The sequence below is a fragment of the Scandinavium sp. genome (assembly GCF_036271055.1).
Lineage (GTDB): Bacteria > Pseudomonadota > Gammaproteobacteria > Enterobacterales > Enterobacteriaceae > Scandinavium.
On the sequence record NZ_DATBBJ010000105.1, the window covers coordinates 1 to 15881 of the forward strand.

Sequence of the window (15881 nt, forward strand, 5' to 3'; positions counted from 1 at the left end):
TGGAAGTGAAAGTATGGGTTGTTGAAGGTTCCAAAAAACGTCTGCAGGCATTCGAGGGCGTGGTTATCGCTATTCGTAACCGCGGTCTGCACTCTGCATTCACTGTTCGCAAAATTTCCAACGGCGAAGGCGTTGAGCGTGTCTTCCAGACTCACTCTCCAGTTGTTGACAGCATTGCTGTTAAACGCCGTGGTGCCGTTCGTAAAGCTAAACTGTACTACCTGCGTGAGCGTACTGGTAAGTCAGCTCGTATCAAAGAGCGTCTTGGCGCTTAAGCGACATCCGTGTTGAAAAGGGCTGGCCGAAAGGCTGGCCCTTTTTTATTGTCTACCTCTCCGGTTGTTAACTTTTTTGCTGCAAATGATTTACAATGCCCCCGCTTCGGAGGGCAGATGGTAGAGAACATATTTCATCGTAATAACAGCAAACGCTTCGCGGCCTGGCTCGCGCTGTTTGCTATTGCGTTGATCATTGTGGCGCCGCTGATTTCCGTTTCTCTGCAAAAAGACCCGATGAGTGCGATGTCGGGTATGCATCACGATATGTCGATGATGAATGCTCACCAGGGGGGATCCGGTCCGGTTCCATCCGATCATGCCGAAGCCTGCGGTTACTGCGTCCTGTTGGCGCACATGCCGGGGATTATTTTGGCATTGGTGCTGCTGGTTTGTATGTTGCTGCAACGGCTGCGCGAACGTCCCCCTCGGCCCGTCATTCAGGCGTGGCATTTCTTCCCCTGGCTCTATCCCGATACCCGCGCGCCGCCGCGATTGTCTGCTTTTACCTGCTAATAACATAAAAATGGGCGCTCAGCGCCACACACCTTGTTTGCTTTTAAAAGGAAAAGTATGACTTCCTGCACTCCGCGTACGGCCTGGATTAATTTGCTGCGCCGTCTCCACTTTTCTATTGGTCTGTTCGCCGGGCCGTTTATCTTCGTCGCCGCGCTAACTGGCACGTTGTATGTTGCATCGCCACAACTGGAGAGTCTGATTTACCGTCAGGCTTTGACCGCCGAAAAGACCGGTGAAAATCATTCGCTGGCAGAGCAAATTGCCGTCGCCGAACAGGTGACCGGTCAGTCGTTGGCTCTGTATGCGGTGCGACCTTCGTTAACGCCAGGTGACACGACTCGTGTAATGTTCAGTGATCCGAAGTTAGGTGAATCAGAAACCCGTGCGCTGTTTATCGATCCGGTGACATTGGCGGTAAAAGGCGATATGACGGTGTACGGCACCAGCGGGATTTTGCCGTTACGGCAGTGGATTGATTACGCGCATCGCTCTTTGTTGCTCGGTGATGTCGGGCGGCTTTATAGCGAACTGGCGGCGTCGTGGATGTGGCTGGCGGCTTGTGGCGGCATCGCACTGTGGTTTTTCACCCGGCCGAAAAGACGCATCCATAACAGCATGCAGAACAATCGTCGGGTGCATGTCACGCTGGGCTGGATTTTGCTGGGGGGAATGTTGTTATTCTCAGCGACAGGATTGACCTGGTCACAGTGGGCCGGGGGAAATGTCGATAAATTGCGGGCCGTGTTTAACTGGATGACGCCGCAGGTGAATACTCAACTCGGCGGCCAGGCGATGGTGATGGATCCGCATGCTGAGCATCATGGCGATCACGATGGTATGCAGATGACACCGGATCTGGTGCTGTTTGATGATGTTTTACATCTGGCGCAACAGGCGGGCATTAATGCCCATAAAGTTGAAATACGTCCAGCTAAAAGCCACGACAAAGCGTGGACAGTCACCGAAATCGACAGAAGTTGGCCGACACAAGTTGATGCTGTGGCAATCGATGCCATGAAAATGCAGATTGTGGACCATACGCGTTTTGCGGATTTTCCATTGATGGCGAAACTTACGCGCTGGGGTGTTGATTTCCACATGGGCTTATTGTTTGGCCTGCTCAACCAGATCCTGTTAATAGCCTTTGGCGGTGCGCTGTGTGTGATGATCGTGGTAGGTTATCGTCTATGGTGGATCCGTCGCCCAACACCCGCGCGTTATAATCCACTGATGACGCTGACGCAGAGCTGGTGTGATTTGTCGAAAGGTGGGAAATGGATGACGATTGTTCTGGCGGTTGTGCTGGGCTTCGCCATGCCGGTGCTGGGTGTTAGCCTGCTGTTGTTTATCGCTGTCGATGTTCTGCGCTGGCGAATGGCCAGCACAGCGACGTCGGTTCAGTCAGCAGAATAAGGTTCAGGGCTCGCTGATGACCACAGTTACACGACGGTTCTCAGCGCGGCCCTGCGCCGTTTTATTGCTGGCGACAGGGTATTTTTCCCCAAGTCCACGCGTGGTGAGGTTGGTGCGCGGAACATGCGCTCCTTGTGCCCAGGCATCAGCCACGCGGTCAGCGCGTTTGAGCGATAGCGCTTCGTTATAACTCTTTTCGCCATAGTTATCGGTATGCCCGTCCATGCGGGCATGCATCAGTCCGGTTGCCGCAAGACGGGAGGCCATGGTCTGGATCTGCTGGCGACTCTCGCTTTTGAGCTGATAGTCGTTGGTATCAAACAGTATTTTGTCTGAAATCCCCAATGACCAGTCACCCGCGTTTTCACTGAACCCCCAGGTTTTCATTTCGGCAATTTGTTCCTGCGAGAATTTTCCCTGAGACTGGCAGCCTGCCAGTAGCGAAGTCGCCAGAAGCACTGGTGCGATAAAACGCTTAAGCATGCGCAATTCCTTATAGTCTACGAAAGTGTCCTGGTACGCTGATTTTTCATCAGGTACATTTTTTTATCAGCCTGTTCAAGCAACGCCGCTGCGGTATCGTGCTCATTAGTCAGTGCATAGCCAATACTCAACGTGAAGGGTGTGGAGTGACCGTTATGCATATCCATAGGCTGCGCAAATCGTTGCGCCAGTTCGCCACAAATGCGCTGAACCTGCAGTTCATCACTGATATTGCTGAGAAGAATGGCAAATTCATCGCCGCCGAGGCGAAAAGCGTGATGCTGTTGGCCGCCAAACTCGGCGAGACGCAGGGCTGTCTCAATCAACACATAGTCACCCGCCGCGTGGCCCCAGGTGTCGTTGATGTATTTAAAATCATCGCCGTCCATAAACAGCAGCGCTGAGCCCGATTTGGCTGTTTCATCATTCATCAACCTATTGATATGGATACGGAATGAGGCGCGATTCGGCAGGCCGGTGAGCGGATCGTGCATGGCTGTTTGCAGCAGCTGATCGTTTTTAGCCTGCAACGAACGCTGCCATTGCTCCATTTCATTCAGCAGACTGTTGAAGTCCTGAGCGAAACGATGAAATTCCTCAATACGTTCTTCGGGGACGCGGCGTGAGAAGTTACGGTTGGTGCGCACATCATGCGCTACGTCGGTAATATTTTGTAGCGCGTTGACCACGTCAGCATGCAGATGGCGAGAGATAATCATCGCTATTCCCGTCGCCAGCAGGATGCAGGTGGTGAGTACGGCGAGCGATGTCCAGATAAAGTGACTGATCAGGCTGTCGCGGGCAGTAAGACGGATTTCCCCAATGATTTCACCATTATGTTTCACCGGCTCGGTGGCGGGTTTTGGAAACAGCCAATGGCTAATCATCAGATTAAAGCGATCGCTGCTGGCGTCGCTTTCATAAACCCAATGGGCGAACAGATGATGATGCTTGTCAAACACGTCAGCCTGTGCGAATTGCCCTTGTTTTCCTAACATCGCCAGCGTATCGGTGGCGGCAGTTTCATCCCGGAAAACGAGTGCTGCTTCGATGCTGTGACTCAGTGTGGCGCCCGTCAGCTCAAGATTTTTTTGCGCATATTGTTTCAGCGAAACGACGGAAACGACGCACAGCATCAGCCAGACGAGCGTCATCGTAATGACGATGCTGGTCATATTGATTCGCCGTAATGTTCTTTTAAACGTAGGGCGTTGCGCGGTGGAGAGATCCTTATTCATGTTTTTTATTCCGGGCAAGCATTAACACGTCAGGATTGACCCTGACACCGCTTCGGGAAAGCGCATCAAGGTTGACGGAAAACGAGACTCTCTCTGGAAGCATTTGCAGGCAAAATGCGCTGCCGATAATGCACTCTGCATTTTGCTCTGCGAGGGTTAACAGGGGGCGAGACGGTAAATGGTTAATAATCTGCTGCTGACGTTCGGGCGTTTCATTACCGAAATAAAGTGCGTCGCATTGAGCCGTCAATGCTTGTTGTTCGTTTTGCACGATAACGGGGGTGTAAGGACGATTGACGGACTCTCCACGATTAAGCGCGGATACATAAGCAGAACTGGAGAAAATACAGAGTGTTGGCTTTCCGTTGAGTGCAGGCCAGTGGGTGTAACTTACGATGCCGGAAACAATATCGCGGACAGCATTATCCTGCCCGGTAGGCGCTGCAAATACCGGGTTGTCCGTACTCAGGAATAGCAGTGCCAGGGTTAATTGGCGCATATAAGGTTGCCACCGGGTGCTCACTAAAGTTCGCCACGCATCCAGAGATAAATCATTCATGTAGATTATATAAAGATTAACATTATTCACACGGTCAGTCATTAATGTGCTTAATGAATTGCCGGTGAGCGGTGTTGTGTTCGGGTGATACTTTTTACGGATCGCGAATAAGGCGGTTAATTGAGCTTATTAGACTGAGCGCCTTCATTCATGCCTTTTTGCCAGGCTTCTCGCAGGGCTGTTGCATTAGGGGTTGCATCGCAACCTTCGGGGTAAATTTTACCGGACACGCCCCAGCCGAAGAGTAAATGCGGTTGGCATATGTCCTGAAGCCCTACGGCATAGCCCTTCAGATAGGTTCTGCGATCGACTTTCGCATCATTCAGGTCATTCGCCAGGGCTTCATCGCTTCTGGCAGTAATACCGCTCCGGCCATCGTCTATCCCTTCGCCGTACCAATCGGTAGCGCCTTTAGGCACATCGGCATAGGGATCAAGCGTGCATCCATTTAATAACATCAGCAAAAGCGCGCACAAAACTGGCTTCATAAGCTCCTCCGTATCAGTGCTTTCAGCATAGCGTAGCCGTTGAGTAGTGCGAGTGGAATATTATGTTTACAGAAAAAGACGAACAAAATAGCGATAAAGTGGTTGCTGTAAAGTAATATTTACGGATTATGGATTGAAATCTTTACCGTGTGTGGTATTGTAAGCTCAACCTCACTGAGGAAACCCTTATCGCAAACGAGCTACACAGGATCGCCATCATGCAAAAAGACGCGCTGAACAACGTACATATCGCCGACGAACACGTTCTGATCACCCCTGAAGTGCTGAAAGCGGAATTCCCGCTGACCGTTGCACAGCAGGAGCAGATTGCCCAGTCTCGTCAGACCATTTCCGATATTATAGCCGGGCGCGATCCGCGTCTGCTGGTGGTGTGTGGGCCTTGCTCTATCCACGATCCGGAAGCGGCGATTGAGTACGCTCATCGTTTTAAAGCCCTTGCCGCAGAGGTCAGCGATAGCCTCTACCTGGTGATGCGCGTCTACTTTGAAAAACCTCGTACCACTGTTGGCTGGAAAGGGTTGATCAACGATCCGCACATGGATGGCTCGTTTGATGTGGAAGGTGGTCTTAAAATTGCGCGTCGTCTGCTGGTGGAATTGGTCAGCATGGGCCTGCCGTTGGCGACCGAAGCGCTGGATCCGAACAGCCCGCAATACCTTGGTGATCTGTTTAGCTGGTCTGCTATTGGCGCGCGTACTACGGAATCACAGACGCACCGCGAAATGGCGTCTGGTCTGTCAATGCCGGTTGGCTTTAAGAATGGCACTGATGGCAGCCTTGCCACGGCGATTAACGCCATGCGTGCGGCCGCGATGCCACACCGTTTTGTCGGCATCAACCAGGCGGGTCAGGTTTGTCTGCTGCAAACCCAGGGGAATCCTGATGGTCACGTGATCCTGCGTGGCGGTAAAGCGCCAAATTACAGCCCGGCTGATGTCGCGCAGTGTGAGAAAGAGATGGAGCAGGCAGGCCTGAAGCCCGCGCTGATGGTGGATTGTAGCCATGGTAACTCTAACAAAGATTACCGCCGTCAGCCCGCTGTGGCAGAATCGGTTGTCGCTCAGATCAAAGATGGGAACCGTTCCATTATCGGTCTGATGATTGAAAGTAATATTCATGAAGGCAATCAGTCTTCCGAACAGCCGCGTTGCGATATGAAATACGGTGTGTCGGTCACGGATGCCTGCATTAGCTGGGAAGCGACGGATGCGCTGCTGCGTGAGCTCGATAAAGATTTGCGTGGCCAGCTGAAAGCTCGCCTGGCGTAAGAGGAATTTATGGTTGCTGAACTGACCGCACTACGCGATCAAATAGATGAAGTCGATAAGGCGCTGCTGGGGTTACTGGCGCGCCGTCTGGAGCTGGTGGCCGGGGTCGGAGAAGTCAAAAGTAAATATGGCTTGCCGATTTATGTCCCTGAGCGCGAGGCGTCAATGCTGGCTTCTCGCCGCGAAGAAGCGGCCGCGCTTGGTGTGCCGCCGGATCTTATCGAAGATGTCCTGCGTCGCGTGATGCGTGAGTCCTACTCAAGCGAAAATGACAAAGGCTTCAAAACCCTTTGCCCGCAACTGCGTCCGGTAGTGATCGTCGGCGGTGGCGGGCAGATGGGACGTTTGTTTGAGAAAATGCTCACACTTTCGGGCTATCAGGTGCGGATCCTCGAGAAAGAGGATTGGGCCAACGCCGAAGAGCTGGTCGCAGATGCCGGGATGGTTATCGTCAGCGTGCCGATCCATGCGACCGCACAGATTATTGAGAAGTTACCGGCACTGCCTGCGGATTGTATTTTGGTCGATCTGGCCTCGGTAAAAGCGGTGCCGTTACAGGCCATGCTCGCCGCGCATAATGGTCCGGTTTTGGGGCTTCACCCGATGTTCGGCCCGGACAGTGGCAGCCTGGCGAAACAGGTTGTGGTCTATTGTGATGGTCGTCAGCCGGAAGCCTACCAATGGTTCCTGGAACAAATTCAGGTCTGGGGCGCACGTTTACACCGTATCAGCGCAGTTGAACATGATCAGAACATGGCGTTCATTCAGGCGTTACGCCATTTCGCGACCTTTGCGTATGGCCTGCATCTGGCAGAAGAGAATGTTCAACTGGAACAGTTACTGGCGCTGTCATCGCCCATTTACCGTCTGGAACTGGCGATGGTGGGCCGTCTGTTTGCCCAGGATCCACAACTGTACGCCGATATCATTATGTCTTCGCCAAGCAATATTTCGTTGATCAAGCGTTACTACAAACGCTTTGGGGAAGCCATCGGGCTGCTGGAGCAAGGCGATAAGCAGGCGTTTATCGACAGCTTCCGCAAAGTCGAGCACTGGTTTGGCGATTACGCCCAGCGCTTCCAGAACGAAAGTCGAACGCTATTACGCCAGGCCAACGACAGTCGGCAATAAAAAATATGTTTATACTCAAAAGCCAGAGGGGAGACCCGCTGGCTTTTTTTATAGGGAAACGACAATGGCACAACCCGAAGTGTTGTTTGATTACGCCGGCCACTTACCGGAATGCCCGACCTGGAGCGAAGCTGAACAGGCGCTCTATTGGGCTGATATCCTTGAGTATGAAATTCATCGTTACGATCTCAACAGTGGCGAACATCAGGTACTGCAATTTCCAGAAGAGGTCGGTTGCTTCTCATTGCGTGAAAAGGGCGGTTTTATTGTTGCTTTGCGTAGCGCCATTTGGCTGAGCGATCGTCACGGATTGCTGGTGCGTAAAATATGCGATAACCCGAGCAATCCCCAATTAGCGCGCTTCAATGATGGCGGAACCGATCGTGATGGCCGTTTTTACGCCGGGACGTTTTGGGCCCCCGGAGATTACAACGGCGCGCTGTTAGTACGCGTGGATAATCAACTCAAACCCAAAGTAATCCAGTGTGATATTCACGGCGCTAACGGACTGGCTTTTAGTGCGGATAAAAAGTGGATGTATACCTCGGATACGCCAAACGGCGTTATCTACCGTACGCCGCTGGATGAGCAAGGTGAGCCAGGCAAACGGGATGTCTTTCGGCGGTTTAACGCAGGGGAGGGCATTCCCGATGGCGCGGCTATCGACGAAGAAGGCTGTTACTGGATTGCGATGTTTGATGGGTGGCGGGTGGCGCGCTTCTCGCCTGATGGTCAACAACTGGCAGAATACCGTTTGCCGGTGCGCTGCCCGACGATGGTGTGCTTTGGCGGCCCCGAGATGAAAACACTGTTTATCACCACCACGCGTGAAAACATGAGCGCCGAAGAGATTCAAAAATATCCCCTCTCCGGCGCTATCTTCACCCTGCCTGTGGATGTGGCAGGCATGAAGAAATCACCGTTTGTTGAAGCTTAAACCGGGTCGACTGGCACCACGTTTTCACTCGGATAACAGCCCAGCACTTTCATGGAGCGGGTAATTTCGCCCAGCTCCTTGAGCGCTCGTTGCATCGCCGCCGATTCCAGGTTTGCCTGCACGTCCAGATAAAACATTTCTTCCCAAGGATTCCCGTTAATCGGACGCGATTCGAGCTTCGTCATAATCAGATTATGATTACGCAATACCAGTAGTGCTTCTACCAGCGCACCGGCCTGTTGCCCGGTTGCCATCAGCAGGGTAGTTTTCGCCGGAACCTGATCGGAAACATTAACCGCTTTACGGGCGAGGACCACAAAACGTGTGATGTTTTGCGTCTGGTTCGCCAGATTACGCTCGAGAACCTGCAAACCATACAAGCCGCCACCGGCTTCGCTGCCAAGTGCGGCCACATGCGGTGAATTTGCCTGCGCCACTTTTTCCATCGCTGCTGAGGTGCTTTCGGTGTACTCAATTTTCCAGTGCGGATAACGATTGAGGAACTGGCTGCATTGCTGGAAAGGCTGCGGATGGCTGTAGACGATTTCGATTTCGTCCAGGCTGGTCGAGCCGGAAACCAACACGCAATGATCGATAGGAATAGTCATCTCGCCAACAATCGACAGGCTGGTGTGTTGCAACAAATCGTAGACGTCGTTGATAGCGCCCGAGCTGGTGTTTTCAATCGGCACGACAGCGTAATCTGCTTGCCCGGTTTCAACCTGATTGAAGATATCAGCGAATTTGGCGCAGCCACTTTCAATAAATTGTTCGAAATGGCGGGCAGCGTACTGGCGTGCGGCGAGGTGAGAGTATGACCCTTTCGGGCCAAGAAACGCCACGCGTGCGGAATGCGGGTTGATTTTGTTCAGGTGTTGCTGGAGCAGCGTCTGTTGGGTCAGCACTGAATCTTCAATAATCAGCTGGAACAGGCGAGTAATGTAATGCGCATCGAGATGATGTGTCTTGCCAAGGGTAATCAAGCGTTCCAGCAGGTCGCGCTCACGATCGATGTCACGCACCGGGCGATGGGAAAGAAGTTTGGCTTTGCCCACTTCAACCGCCAGGCCACGGCGCTCGGCCAACAGCGAGAGCAACTTTTCATCCAGTGCGCTTATCTTATCGCGCAGGGCCAGTAACGGGTTTTCCGCAGTCATAATGTCGCCTTTCTTGTTATCAATAAAAAAGGCCCCCCAGTGTGGGAGGCCTTATTGTTCGTCTTCGCATTCTTTATCACACGACGAAACGCCTCCCATTCAGGGGAAGGTAAAAAAGAATGCGAAGAAGAACGGGGCAGTTTTCATCAGGGTTTCCTTAGAGCGATGCAGTTAAAGTAACCGCACTGTTTTCGTGCTGTCAACCGCAAAAGTTCGTACGCACAAAAAACGCGCCCGAAGGCGCGTTGGATTAACACAGTTGATAAGGATTACTCTTGTTCAACGAAGTTGACGTCTTTCACCGATGCGTTGGCGCGACGTGCTTCCCCTTTGTGTTGCACTTTATTGAGCTGCCTTTCCAGCTTGTTGATCAATTCGTTAATGGCAGTGTACATATCTTCATGACGTGCGCTGGCAACCAGATGACCGTTCGGTGTGTTCATGGTTGCGTCGGCAACAAAACCCTGCGGCTCCTTAGACAGAATGATGTGTGGGTTAATCAGATGAGTTTGCCATTTTTCAAGTTTGGTGAGACGGTCTGCGACGTGCTGGCGGATAGCCGGAGTAATTTCCATTTGTTTACTGGTAATGTTCATTGTCATAAATTTTACCTCTTGTCTTTCCCGTCTTGGTGAATCCAGCATACCGTTCTCAATGTCAAAATGTGTGATGTAAATCACGTAATTTTGTCACTTTTTGTCAGTCAACGTATTTTGTGAGACAGGACAGGAACAGGTGATTTAATACTTGAGGAATGGGGAAAAGAGAGCCATAGTTGATGGGATGACTTCGCGCTAAACCGCTTCAGCGAAATAACTAATTCCATAAAAAAAGGCAGCCTTATCGGCTGCCTTTTTCGCTATAAGGAACAATCAGCTGCTGGTTTTGCTGTCGTTGGCGGCGATGATTTTCGCCACTTTGTCAGCCTGCGCGTTCATTTGCATTTCGCGGTAGGCTTTTTCCATCTTCGGCAACGCATCGCGGGTTGCCTGCGTATCCGGGAAGTCACGCAGCATTCCTTCGGTACGGTTCACGACCGCAACCCATGCGCCACGATCGACATAGTAATCTACAACCGACAGCTCATACTTAGCCAGACGGTCCTTCAGGAATACCATGCGCTTGTAAGCATCGGAAGAGTACTGACTCTGCGGATAGCCGCGAACCAGTTTGGAGAAGTCGGTGAACGCATCGCGGGCGTGCTGCGGATCGCGGTCAGAACGGTCAACGCCGAAGAAGCCCTGCAGGGCGCTGTCATCCAGGGCCATGTTGGTCAGGCCACGCATATAGATGACGTAGTCAATGTTTGGATGCGTCGGGTTGAGACGCATGAAGCGGTCAATAGCGGCCTGAGCCAGCGGCAGATCGGCGTTTTTGTAGTACGCATAAATCAAGTCGAGCTGAACCTGCTGAGAATAAGGGCCAAACGGATAGCGGTTATCGAGCGCTTCCAGTTGCGTTATCGCCTGTTTCCAGTTACCGTCCTGCAACTTTTGTTGAGCAGTCGCGTAGATTTCATTTGGCGGGCTATCAGGCACCTCTTCCTTTGAACCGGAGCAACCCGCCAAAGCCAGGCTCAGTGTGGCAATGGCCACCAGGTATTTCATGCGCGTCATGACGTTTTGACTTTCCTCAGAATGTTTATGCGGGAGATTATCATTCCTGCTCCCGATTAAGACCAGCTACAATAGCACACTATATTATACGGCGAAGCCGTAAAACCCAACGTTAAACGAAGAAGCTGTTTATGGCACAACAAGTACAACTCACCGCAACGGTATCCGAAAAACAACTCGGTCAACGCTTAGATCAGGCTTTGGCCGAAATGTTCCCGGATTATTCACGTTCACGTATAAAAGAATGGATCCTTGACCAGCGAGTGCAGGTAAATGGCGTCGTTTGTGACACGCCAAAGGAGAAAGTGTTGGGGGGAGAGCATGTCGCCATCAACGCTGAAATCGAAGAAGAAGCACGCTTCGAACCGCAGGATATCCCGCTGACCATCGTCTACGAAGATGACGATATTCTCGTTATCAACAAGCCGCGTGGTCTGGTGGTTCATCCTGGCGCTGGTAATCCTGACGGCACTATTCTTAATGCGCTGCTGCATTATTATCCACCGATTGTTGATGTACCGCGCGCGGGGATCGTTCACCGTCTGGATAAAGACACGACTGGCCTGATGGTTGTCGCGAAAACCGTTCCGGCTCAGACCCGTCTGGTGGAAGCGTTGCAACTGCGCGAAATCACCCGCGAATATGAAGCCGTAGCGATTGGTCATATGACATCAGGTGGCACGGTTGAAGAACCGATCAGTCGTCACCCAACCAAACGTACGCACATGTCCGTTCACCCGATGGGTAAACCGGCGGTGACGCACTACCGCATCATGGAACACTTCCGTATTCACACGCGTTTGCGTCTGCGTCTGGAAACGGGGCGTACACACCAAATCCGTGTGCATATGGCGCATATCACCCATCCGCTGGTGGGCGATCAACTGTATGGTGGTCGTCCGCGTCCGCCAAAAGGTGCATCGGAAGAGTTCATTACTGAACTGCGTAAATTCGATCGCCAGGCACTGCATGCAACTATGCTGCGTCTTTACCATCCGATCACCGGCATCCAGATGGAATGGCATGCGCCAATCCCACAGGACATGGTCGATTTGATCGCGGCGATGCGCGCCGATTTTGAAGAGCATAAGGACAACGTCGCCTGGCTATGACTAAGATTATTGCTCCTCAGTGGCCGATGCCTGCGGGTGTCGGAGCGTGTAGCTCCACGCGCGTGGGTGGTGTCAGTTTAGCACCGTGGGATTCGCTTAATCTCGGTGCCCACTGTGGCGATAATCTGGAACACGTCGAAGAAAATCGCCGTCGCTTTTATGAGATGGCAAAATTTCCTTCACGCCCGGTCTGGCTCGAGCAAGTTCACGGCAATGCGGTGTTAACGCTGACAGAGGGAGAGTACGCCTCCAAAAGGGCCGACGCCTCCTACAGTAATAAGCCCGGCCTGGTGTGTGCGGTGATGACCGCCGACTGTTTACCCGTATTGTTCTGCAATAAAGCAGGAACCGAAGTGGCCGCAGCACATGCCGGTTGGCGTGGGTTGTGTGACGGTGTGCTGGAACAAACCGTTGCCCATTTTCAGGACAATCCAGAAAACATTCTGGCCTGGCTCGGTCCGGCAATTGGTCCACAGGCTTTTGAAGTGGGTCCGGAAGTCCGCGAAGCCTTCATGGATAAAGATGCAAAAGCTGATAGCGCGTTTCGTCCGTCTGGCGAAAAATATTTCGCCGATATCTATCAGCTAGCGCGCCAGCGTTTGGCTAATGTCGGCATTAATCAGGTGTTTGGCGGTGAACGTTGCACGCTAAGCGAAAAGGATGATTTTTTCTCTTATCGACGCGATCAGGTGACCGGTCGTATGGCAAGTTTCATTTGGCTGATATAACCTAACGAATCAAGACGATCCAGAAGCAGACTTATTTTTCACATAGTTCAGGTCTCTCACCTTGAATAATTGAGGGATGACCTCATTTAATCTCCAGTAGCAAAATTGACCTGTTATGGGAGGAATTATGCGTCTGGATCGTCTTACCAATAAATTCCAGCTTGCTCTCGCCGATGCCCAGTCGCTTGCGCTGGGGCACGACAACCAATTCATCGAACCTCTTCACCTCATGAGTGCGCTTCTGAATCAGGAAGGGGGATCGGTACGTCCTTTATTAACCTCTGCTGGCGTAAATGCAGGGCAGTTACGCACGGCCATCGATCAGGCTTTAAGCCGTTTACCTCAGGTGGAGGGTACTGGCGGCGACGTACAGCCTTCTCAGGATCTGGTGCGTGTGCTGAATCTTTGCGACAAGCTGGCGCAAAAACGAAATGACAACTTTATCTCGTCGGAACTGTTCGTTCTGGCGGCGCTTGAATCACGCGGTACGCTGGCCGATTTGCTGAAAGCTGCCGGCGCAACAACCGCCAATGTGACTCAGGCGATTGAACAAATGCGTGGAGGTGAAAGCGTGAATGACCAGGGTGCTGAAGATCAGCGTCAGGCTTTAAAGAAATATACGCTCGATCTGACCGAACGTGCTGAACAGGGCAAGCTCGACCCGGTAATCGGTCGTGACGAAGAAATTCGCCGTACGATTCAGGTTCTGCAACGCCGTACCAAAAATAACCCTGTGTTGATTGGTGAACCTGGCGTCGGTAAAACCGCGATTGTTGAAGGTCTGGCCCAGCGTATCGTGAACGGTGAAGTACCTGAAGGGCTGAAAGGCCGCCGAGTACTGGCGCTGGACATGGGCGCACTGGTGGCGGGGGCGAAATACCGCGGGGAGTTCGAAGAGCGTCTGAAAGGCGTGCTTAACGATCTCTCTAAACAGGAAGGCAATGTCATTCTGTTTATCGATGAGCTGCACACTATGGTGGGCGCAGGGAAAGCTGACGGCGCGATGGATGCCGGCAACATGCTGAAACCGGCGTTGGCTCGCGGTGAACTTCACTGTGTCGGTGCGACAACGCTCGATGAATACCGTCAATATATAGAGAAAGATGCCGCACTTGAGCGTCGCTTCCAGAAAGTATTTGTCGCTGAACCGTCAGTCGAAGATACCATTGCGATTTTACGCGGTCTGAAAGAACGCTATGAATTGCATCACCATGTGCAAATCACCGACCCGGCGATTGTTGCCGCAGCAACGTTATCTCATCGCTATATTGCTGACAGGCAGTTACCGGACAAAGCCATCGACCTGATCGATGAAGCCGCTTCCAGCATCCGAATGCAGATTGACTCGAAGCCGGAAGAACTCGACCGTCTTGACCGTCGTATTATTCAGCTCAAGCTGGAACAACAGGCGCTGAAAAAAGAGTCGGATGACGCCAGTCTGAAACGTCTGGATATGCTGAATGAAGAACTGGACGACAAAGAGCGCCAGTATTCAGAGCTTGAAGAAGAGTGGAAGGCCGAGAAAGCGTCGTTATCGGGGACGCAAACTATCAAAGCTGAGCTTGAGCAGGCCAAGATTGCCATCGAGCAGGCTCGCCGTGTGGGTGATTTAGCGCGGATGTCTGAATTGCAGTACGGCAAAATTCCCGAGTTGGAAAAACAGCTGGCGGCTGCGACGCAGTCAGAAGGCAAAACGATGCGCCTGCTGCGTAACCGTGTCACCGATGTAGAGATTGCTGATGTGCTGGCTCGCTGGACAGGGATCCCGGTTGCGAGAATGCTCGAAGGGGAACGTGACAAATTGCTGCGGATGGAGCAGGAATTACACAGCCGAGTGATTGGCCAGAACGAAGCGGTCGAGGCGGTTTCCAATGCTATTCGCCGTAGCCGTGCCGGGCTGTCTGATCCAAATCGCCCGATTGGCTCGTTCCTGTTCCTCGGCCCAACGGGCGTCGGGAAAACGGAACTGTGCAAAGCGCTGGCTAACTTTATGTTCGACAGCGACGATTCCATGGTGCGTATCGACATGTCCGAATTTATGGAGAAGCACTCTGTCTCACGTCTGGTCGGTGCGCCTCCGGGATATATCGGTTATGAAGAAGGCGGTTATCTGACGGAAGCCGTTCGCCGCCGCCCTTACTCAGTCATCCTGTTAGATGAAGTTGAGAAGGCGCATCCGGATGTGTTCAACATTTTGTTGCAGGTGCTGGATGATGGGCGACTGACGGATGGGCAGGGGAGGACGGTCGACTTCCGTAATACGGTGGTGATCATGACGTCTAACCTCGGTTCCGATTTGATTCAGGAACGTTTCGGTGAACTGGATTACAGCCACATGAAGGATTTGGTGCTTGGCGTGGTTAGCCAGAGCTTCCGTCCTGAGTTCATCAACCGTATTGATGAAGTGGTGGTCTTCCATCCGCTTGGTGAGAAACACATTGCCTCGATTGCGAAGATTCAGTTGCAGCGCCTGTATCAGCGTCTTGAAGATCGTGGCTATGCTGTGCATATAGATGATGATGCGCTGAAGCTGCTCAGCGAGAATGGTTACGACCCGGTATACGGTGCGCGTCCATTGAAACGTGCGATTCAGCAGCAAATTGAAAACCCATTGGCTCAGCAAATCCTTTCTGGCGAGTTGATTCCTGGGAAAACTATCCAGTTGAAGGTCAAAGATGACCGCATCGTGGCAGTGCAGTAAATCACGATAAAGCAAAAACAGGCCCTTCGGGGCCTGTTTTGTTTAAAAACCAGGCAAAAATTGCCATTTTAGTCAGTGCCTGTGTGAATATTGAACGGTTGGAAAGTTTTTTTGAATTTCCTCTTGCCGTCTCAGAATAACTCCCTATAATGCGCCTCCACTGACACGGAACAACGGCAAGCAAGCCGCCGGGTCAGAAGGGTTTCTCCGGAAATTCTGACAGAGAAAAGCGAAA

At 52.1% G+C, this 15881-nt stretch carries 17 protein-coding genes and 1 other annotated feature; of the genes, 9 read left to right on the forward strand and 8 right to left on the reverse strand.

Annotated elements, in window-relative coordinates:
• The 3 genes from rplS to VH187_RS22180 form a co-directional block, all read left to right on the forward strand.
• Positions 1-275 (forward strand): 50S ribosomal protein L19 (gene rplS, locus VH187_RS22170; protein ID WP_329703597.1); only part of this gene is annotated, 275 nt, incomplete at its 5' end.
• 117 nt (positions 276-392) lie between these two features.
• Positions 393-791: a DUF2946 domain-containing protein gene (locus VH187_RS22175; RefSeq protein ID WP_329703598.1), complete on the forward strand. Its 399-nt coding sequence runs from the start codon at positions 393-395 to the stop codon at positions 789-791.
• Between the two features lie 57 nt (positions 792-848).
• On the forward strand, positions 849-2207 hold the full coding sequence (locus VH187_RS22180) for a PepSY-associated TM helix domain-containing protein (RefSeq protein ID WP_329703599.1): 1359 nt from the start codon (positions 849-851) through the stop codon (positions 2205-2207).
• A 3-nt stretch (positions 2208-2210) separates the two neighbouring features.
• Here the strand turns inward: VH187_RS22180 and VH187_RS22185 are convergent, their stop codons facing one another.
• The 4 genes from VH187_RS22185 to VH187_RS22200 form a co-directional block, all read right to left on the reverse strand.
• Positions 2211-2690, reverse strand: a complete 480-nt coding sequence (locus tag VH187_RS22185; RefSeq protein ID WP_329703600.1) for an OmpA family protein — start codon at positions 2688-2690, stop codon at positions 2211-2213.
• A gap of 17 nt (positions 2691-2707) precedes the next feature.
• On the reverse strand, positions 2708-3928 hold the full coding sequence (dgcN, locus tag VH187_RS22190; RefSeq protein ID WP_329703601.1) for a diguanylate cyclase DgcN/YfiN: 1221 nt from the start codon (positions 3926-3928) through the stop codon (positions 2708-2710).
• Complete coding sequence (gene yfiR / locus VH187_RS22195; RefSeq protein WP_329703612.1) at positions 3921-4427, reverse strand: regulatory sequestration protein YfiR; 507 nt, start codon at positions 4425-4427, stop codon at positions 3921-3923. The genes dgcN and yfiR overlap by 8 nt, the downstream gene beginning before the upstream one ends.
• A 176-nt stretch (positions 4428-4603) precedes the next feature.
• A complete protein-coding gene (locus VH187_RS22200; RefSeq protein ID WP_329703602.1) occupies positions 4604-4975 on the reverse strand; it encodes a DUF2799 domain-containing protein in 372 nt (123 codons plus the stop codon).
• A 218-nt stretch (positions 4976-5193) separates the two neighbouring features.
• On the opposite strand from VH187_RS22200, the gene aroF reads away from it, so the two are divergent.
• The 3 genes from aroF (at position 5194) to VH187_RS22215 (ending at position 8332) form a co-directional block, all read left to right on the forward strand.
• A complete protein-coding gene (gene aroF, locus VH187_RS22205; RefSeq protein ID WP_329703603.1) occupies positions 5194-6264 on the forward strand; it encodes a 3-deoxy-7-phosphoheptulonate synthase AroF in 1071 nt (356 codons plus the stop codon).
• A 9-nt stretch (positions 6265-6273) separates the two neighbouring features.
• On the forward strand, positions 6274-7395 hold the full coding sequence (gene tyrA / locus VH187_RS22210; protein ID WP_329703604.1) for a bifunctional chorismate mutase/prephenate dehydrogenase: 1122 nt from the start codon (positions 6274-6276) through the stop codon (positions 7393-7395).
• Positions 7396-7459: 64 nt separating this feature from the next.
• The gene (locus VH187_RS22215; protein ID WP_329703605.1) at positions 7460-8332 is read left to right on the forward strand and encodes an SMP-30/gluconolactonase/LRE family protein; all 873 of its coding nucleotides are present in this window, start codon (positions 7460-7462) and stop codon (positions 8330-8332) included.
• On the opposite strand, the gene pheA is transcribed toward VH187_RS22215, so the two are convergent.
• The 4 genes from pheA to bamD all read right to left on the reverse strand — a co-directional run bounded on the left by pheA (position 8329) and on the right by bamD (position 11105).
• On the reverse strand, positions 8329-9489 hold the full coding sequence (gene pheA, locus VH187_RS22220) for a bifunctional chorismate mutase/prephenate dehydratase (protein ID WP_329703606.1): 1161 nt from the start codon (positions 9487-9489) through the stop codon (positions 8329-8331). The two genes, VH187_RS22215 and pheA, sit on opposite strands and share 4 nt — an antisense overlap.
• 22 nt (positions 9490-9511) lie before the next feature.
• Positions 9512-9637: a sequence feature (Phe leader region), on the reverse strand.
• Positions 9589-9636, reverse strand: a complete 48-nt coding sequence (gene pheL / locus VH187_RS22225) for a pheA operon leader peptide PheL (RefSeq protein WP_329703613.1) — start codon at positions 9634-9636, stop codon at positions 9589-9591. It overlaps the preceding feature by 48 nt.
• Before the next feature lie 121 nt (positions 9638-9758).
• On the reverse strand, positions 9759-10091 hold the full coding sequence (raiA, locus tag VH187_RS22230; RefSeq protein WP_329703607.1) for a ribosome-associated translation inhibitor RaiA: 333 nt from the start codon (positions 10089-10091) through the stop codon (positions 9759-9761).
• 270 nt (positions 10092-10361) lie between these two features.
• The gene (gene bamD / locus VH187_RS22235) at positions 10362-11105 is read right to left on the reverse strand and encodes an outer membrane protein assembly factor BamD (protein WP_329703608.1); all 744 of its coding nucleotides are present in this window, start codon (positions 11103-11105) and stop codon (positions 10362-10364) included.
• 131 nt (positions 11106-11236) lie between these two features.
• Here bamD and rluD point away from each other — a divergent pair, with 131 nt between their 5' ends.
• The 3 genes from rluD (at position 11237) to clpB (ending at position 15646) form a co-directional block, all read left to right on the forward strand.
• Positions 11237-12217 carry a 23S rRNA pseudouridine(1911/1915/1917) synthase RluD gene (gene rluD, locus VH187_RS22240; RefSeq protein ID WP_329703609.1) on the forward strand — a complete coding sequence of 327 codons (981 nt, stop codon included), beginning with the start codon at positions 11237-11239 and terminating at the stop codon, positions 12215-12217.
• Positions 12214-12945: a purine nucleoside phosphorylase YfiH gene (yfiH, locus tag VH187_RS22245; RefSeq protein ID WP_329703610.1), complete on the forward strand. Its 732-nt coding sequence runs from the start codon at positions 12214-12216 to the stop codon at positions 12943-12945. Before rluD ends, yfiH begins: the two co-directional genes overlap by 4 nt.
• A 127-nt stretch (positions 12946-13072) precedes the next feature.
• Positions 13073-15646, forward strand: a complete 2574-nt coding sequence (clpB, locus tag VH187_RS22250) for an ATP-dependent chaperone ClpB (protein ID WP_329703611.1) — start codon at positions 13073-13075, stop codon at positions 15644-15646.
• Positions 15647-15881 lie beyond the last annotated feature (235 nt).

What these genes read in the sequence shown, in the direction of transcription:
- VH187_RS22175 (WP_329703598.1), top strand. Translation starts at nt 393, where the DNA reads ATGGTAGAGAACATATTTCATCGTAATAACAGCAAACGCTTCGCGGCC.
- VH187_RS22180 (WP_329703599.1), top strand. Translation starts at nt 849, where the DNA reads ATGACTTCCTGCACTCCGCGTACGGCCTGGATTAATTTGCTGCGCCGT.
- VH187_RS22185 (WP_329703600.1), bottom strand. Translation starts at nt 2,690, where the DNA reads ATGCTTAAGCGTTTTATCGCACCAGTGCTTCTGGCGACTTCGCTACTG.
- dgcN (WP_329703601.1), bottom strand. Translation starts at nt 3,928, where the DNA reads ATGAATAAGGATCTCTCCACCGCGCAACGCCCTACGTTTAAAAGAACA.
- yfiR (WP_329703612.1), bottom strand. Translation starts at nt 4,427, where the DNA reads ATGCGCCAATTAACCCTGGCACTGCTATTCCTGAGTACGGACAACCCG.
- VH187_RS22200 (WP_329703602.1), bottom strand. Translation starts at nt 4,975, where the DNA reads ATGAAGCCAGTTTTGTGCGCGCTTTTGCTGATGTTATTAAATGGATGC.
- aroF (WP_329703603.1), top strand. Translation starts at nt 5,194, where the DNA reads ATGCAAAAAGACGCGCTGAACAACGTACATATCGCCGACGAACACGTT.
- tyrA (WP_329703604.1), top strand. Translation starts at nt 6,274, where the DNA reads ATGGTTGCTGAACTGACCGCACTACGCGATCAAATAGATGAAGTCGAT.
- VH187_RS22215 (WP_329703605.1), top strand. Translation starts at nt 7,460, where the DNA reads ATGGCACAACCCGAAGTGTTGTTTGATTACGCCGGCCACTTACCGGAA.
- pheA (WP_329703606.1), bottom strand. Translation starts at nt 9,489, where the DNA reads ATGACTGCGGAAAACCCGTTACTGGCCCTGCGCGATAAGATAAGCGCA.
- raiA (WP_329703607.1), bottom strand. Translation starts at nt 10,091, where the DNA reads ATGACAATGAACATTACCAGTAAACAAATGGAAATTACTCCGGCTATC.
- bamD (WP_329703608.1), bottom strand. Translation starts at nt 11,105, where the DNA reads ATGACGCGCATGAAATACCTGGTGGCCATTGCCACACTGAGCCTGGCT.
- rluD (WP_329703609.1), top strand. Translation starts at nt 11,237, where the DNA reads ATGGCACAACAAGTACAACTCACCGCAACGGTATCCGAAAAACAACTC.
- yfiH (WP_329703610.1), top strand. Translation starts at nt 12,214, where the DNA reads ATGACTAAGATTATTGCTCCTCAGTGGCCGATGCCTGCGGGTGTCGGA.
- clpB (WP_329703611.1), top strand. Translation starts at nt 13,073, where the DNA reads ATGCGTCTGGATCGTCTTACCAATAAATTCCAGCTTGCTCTCGCCGAT.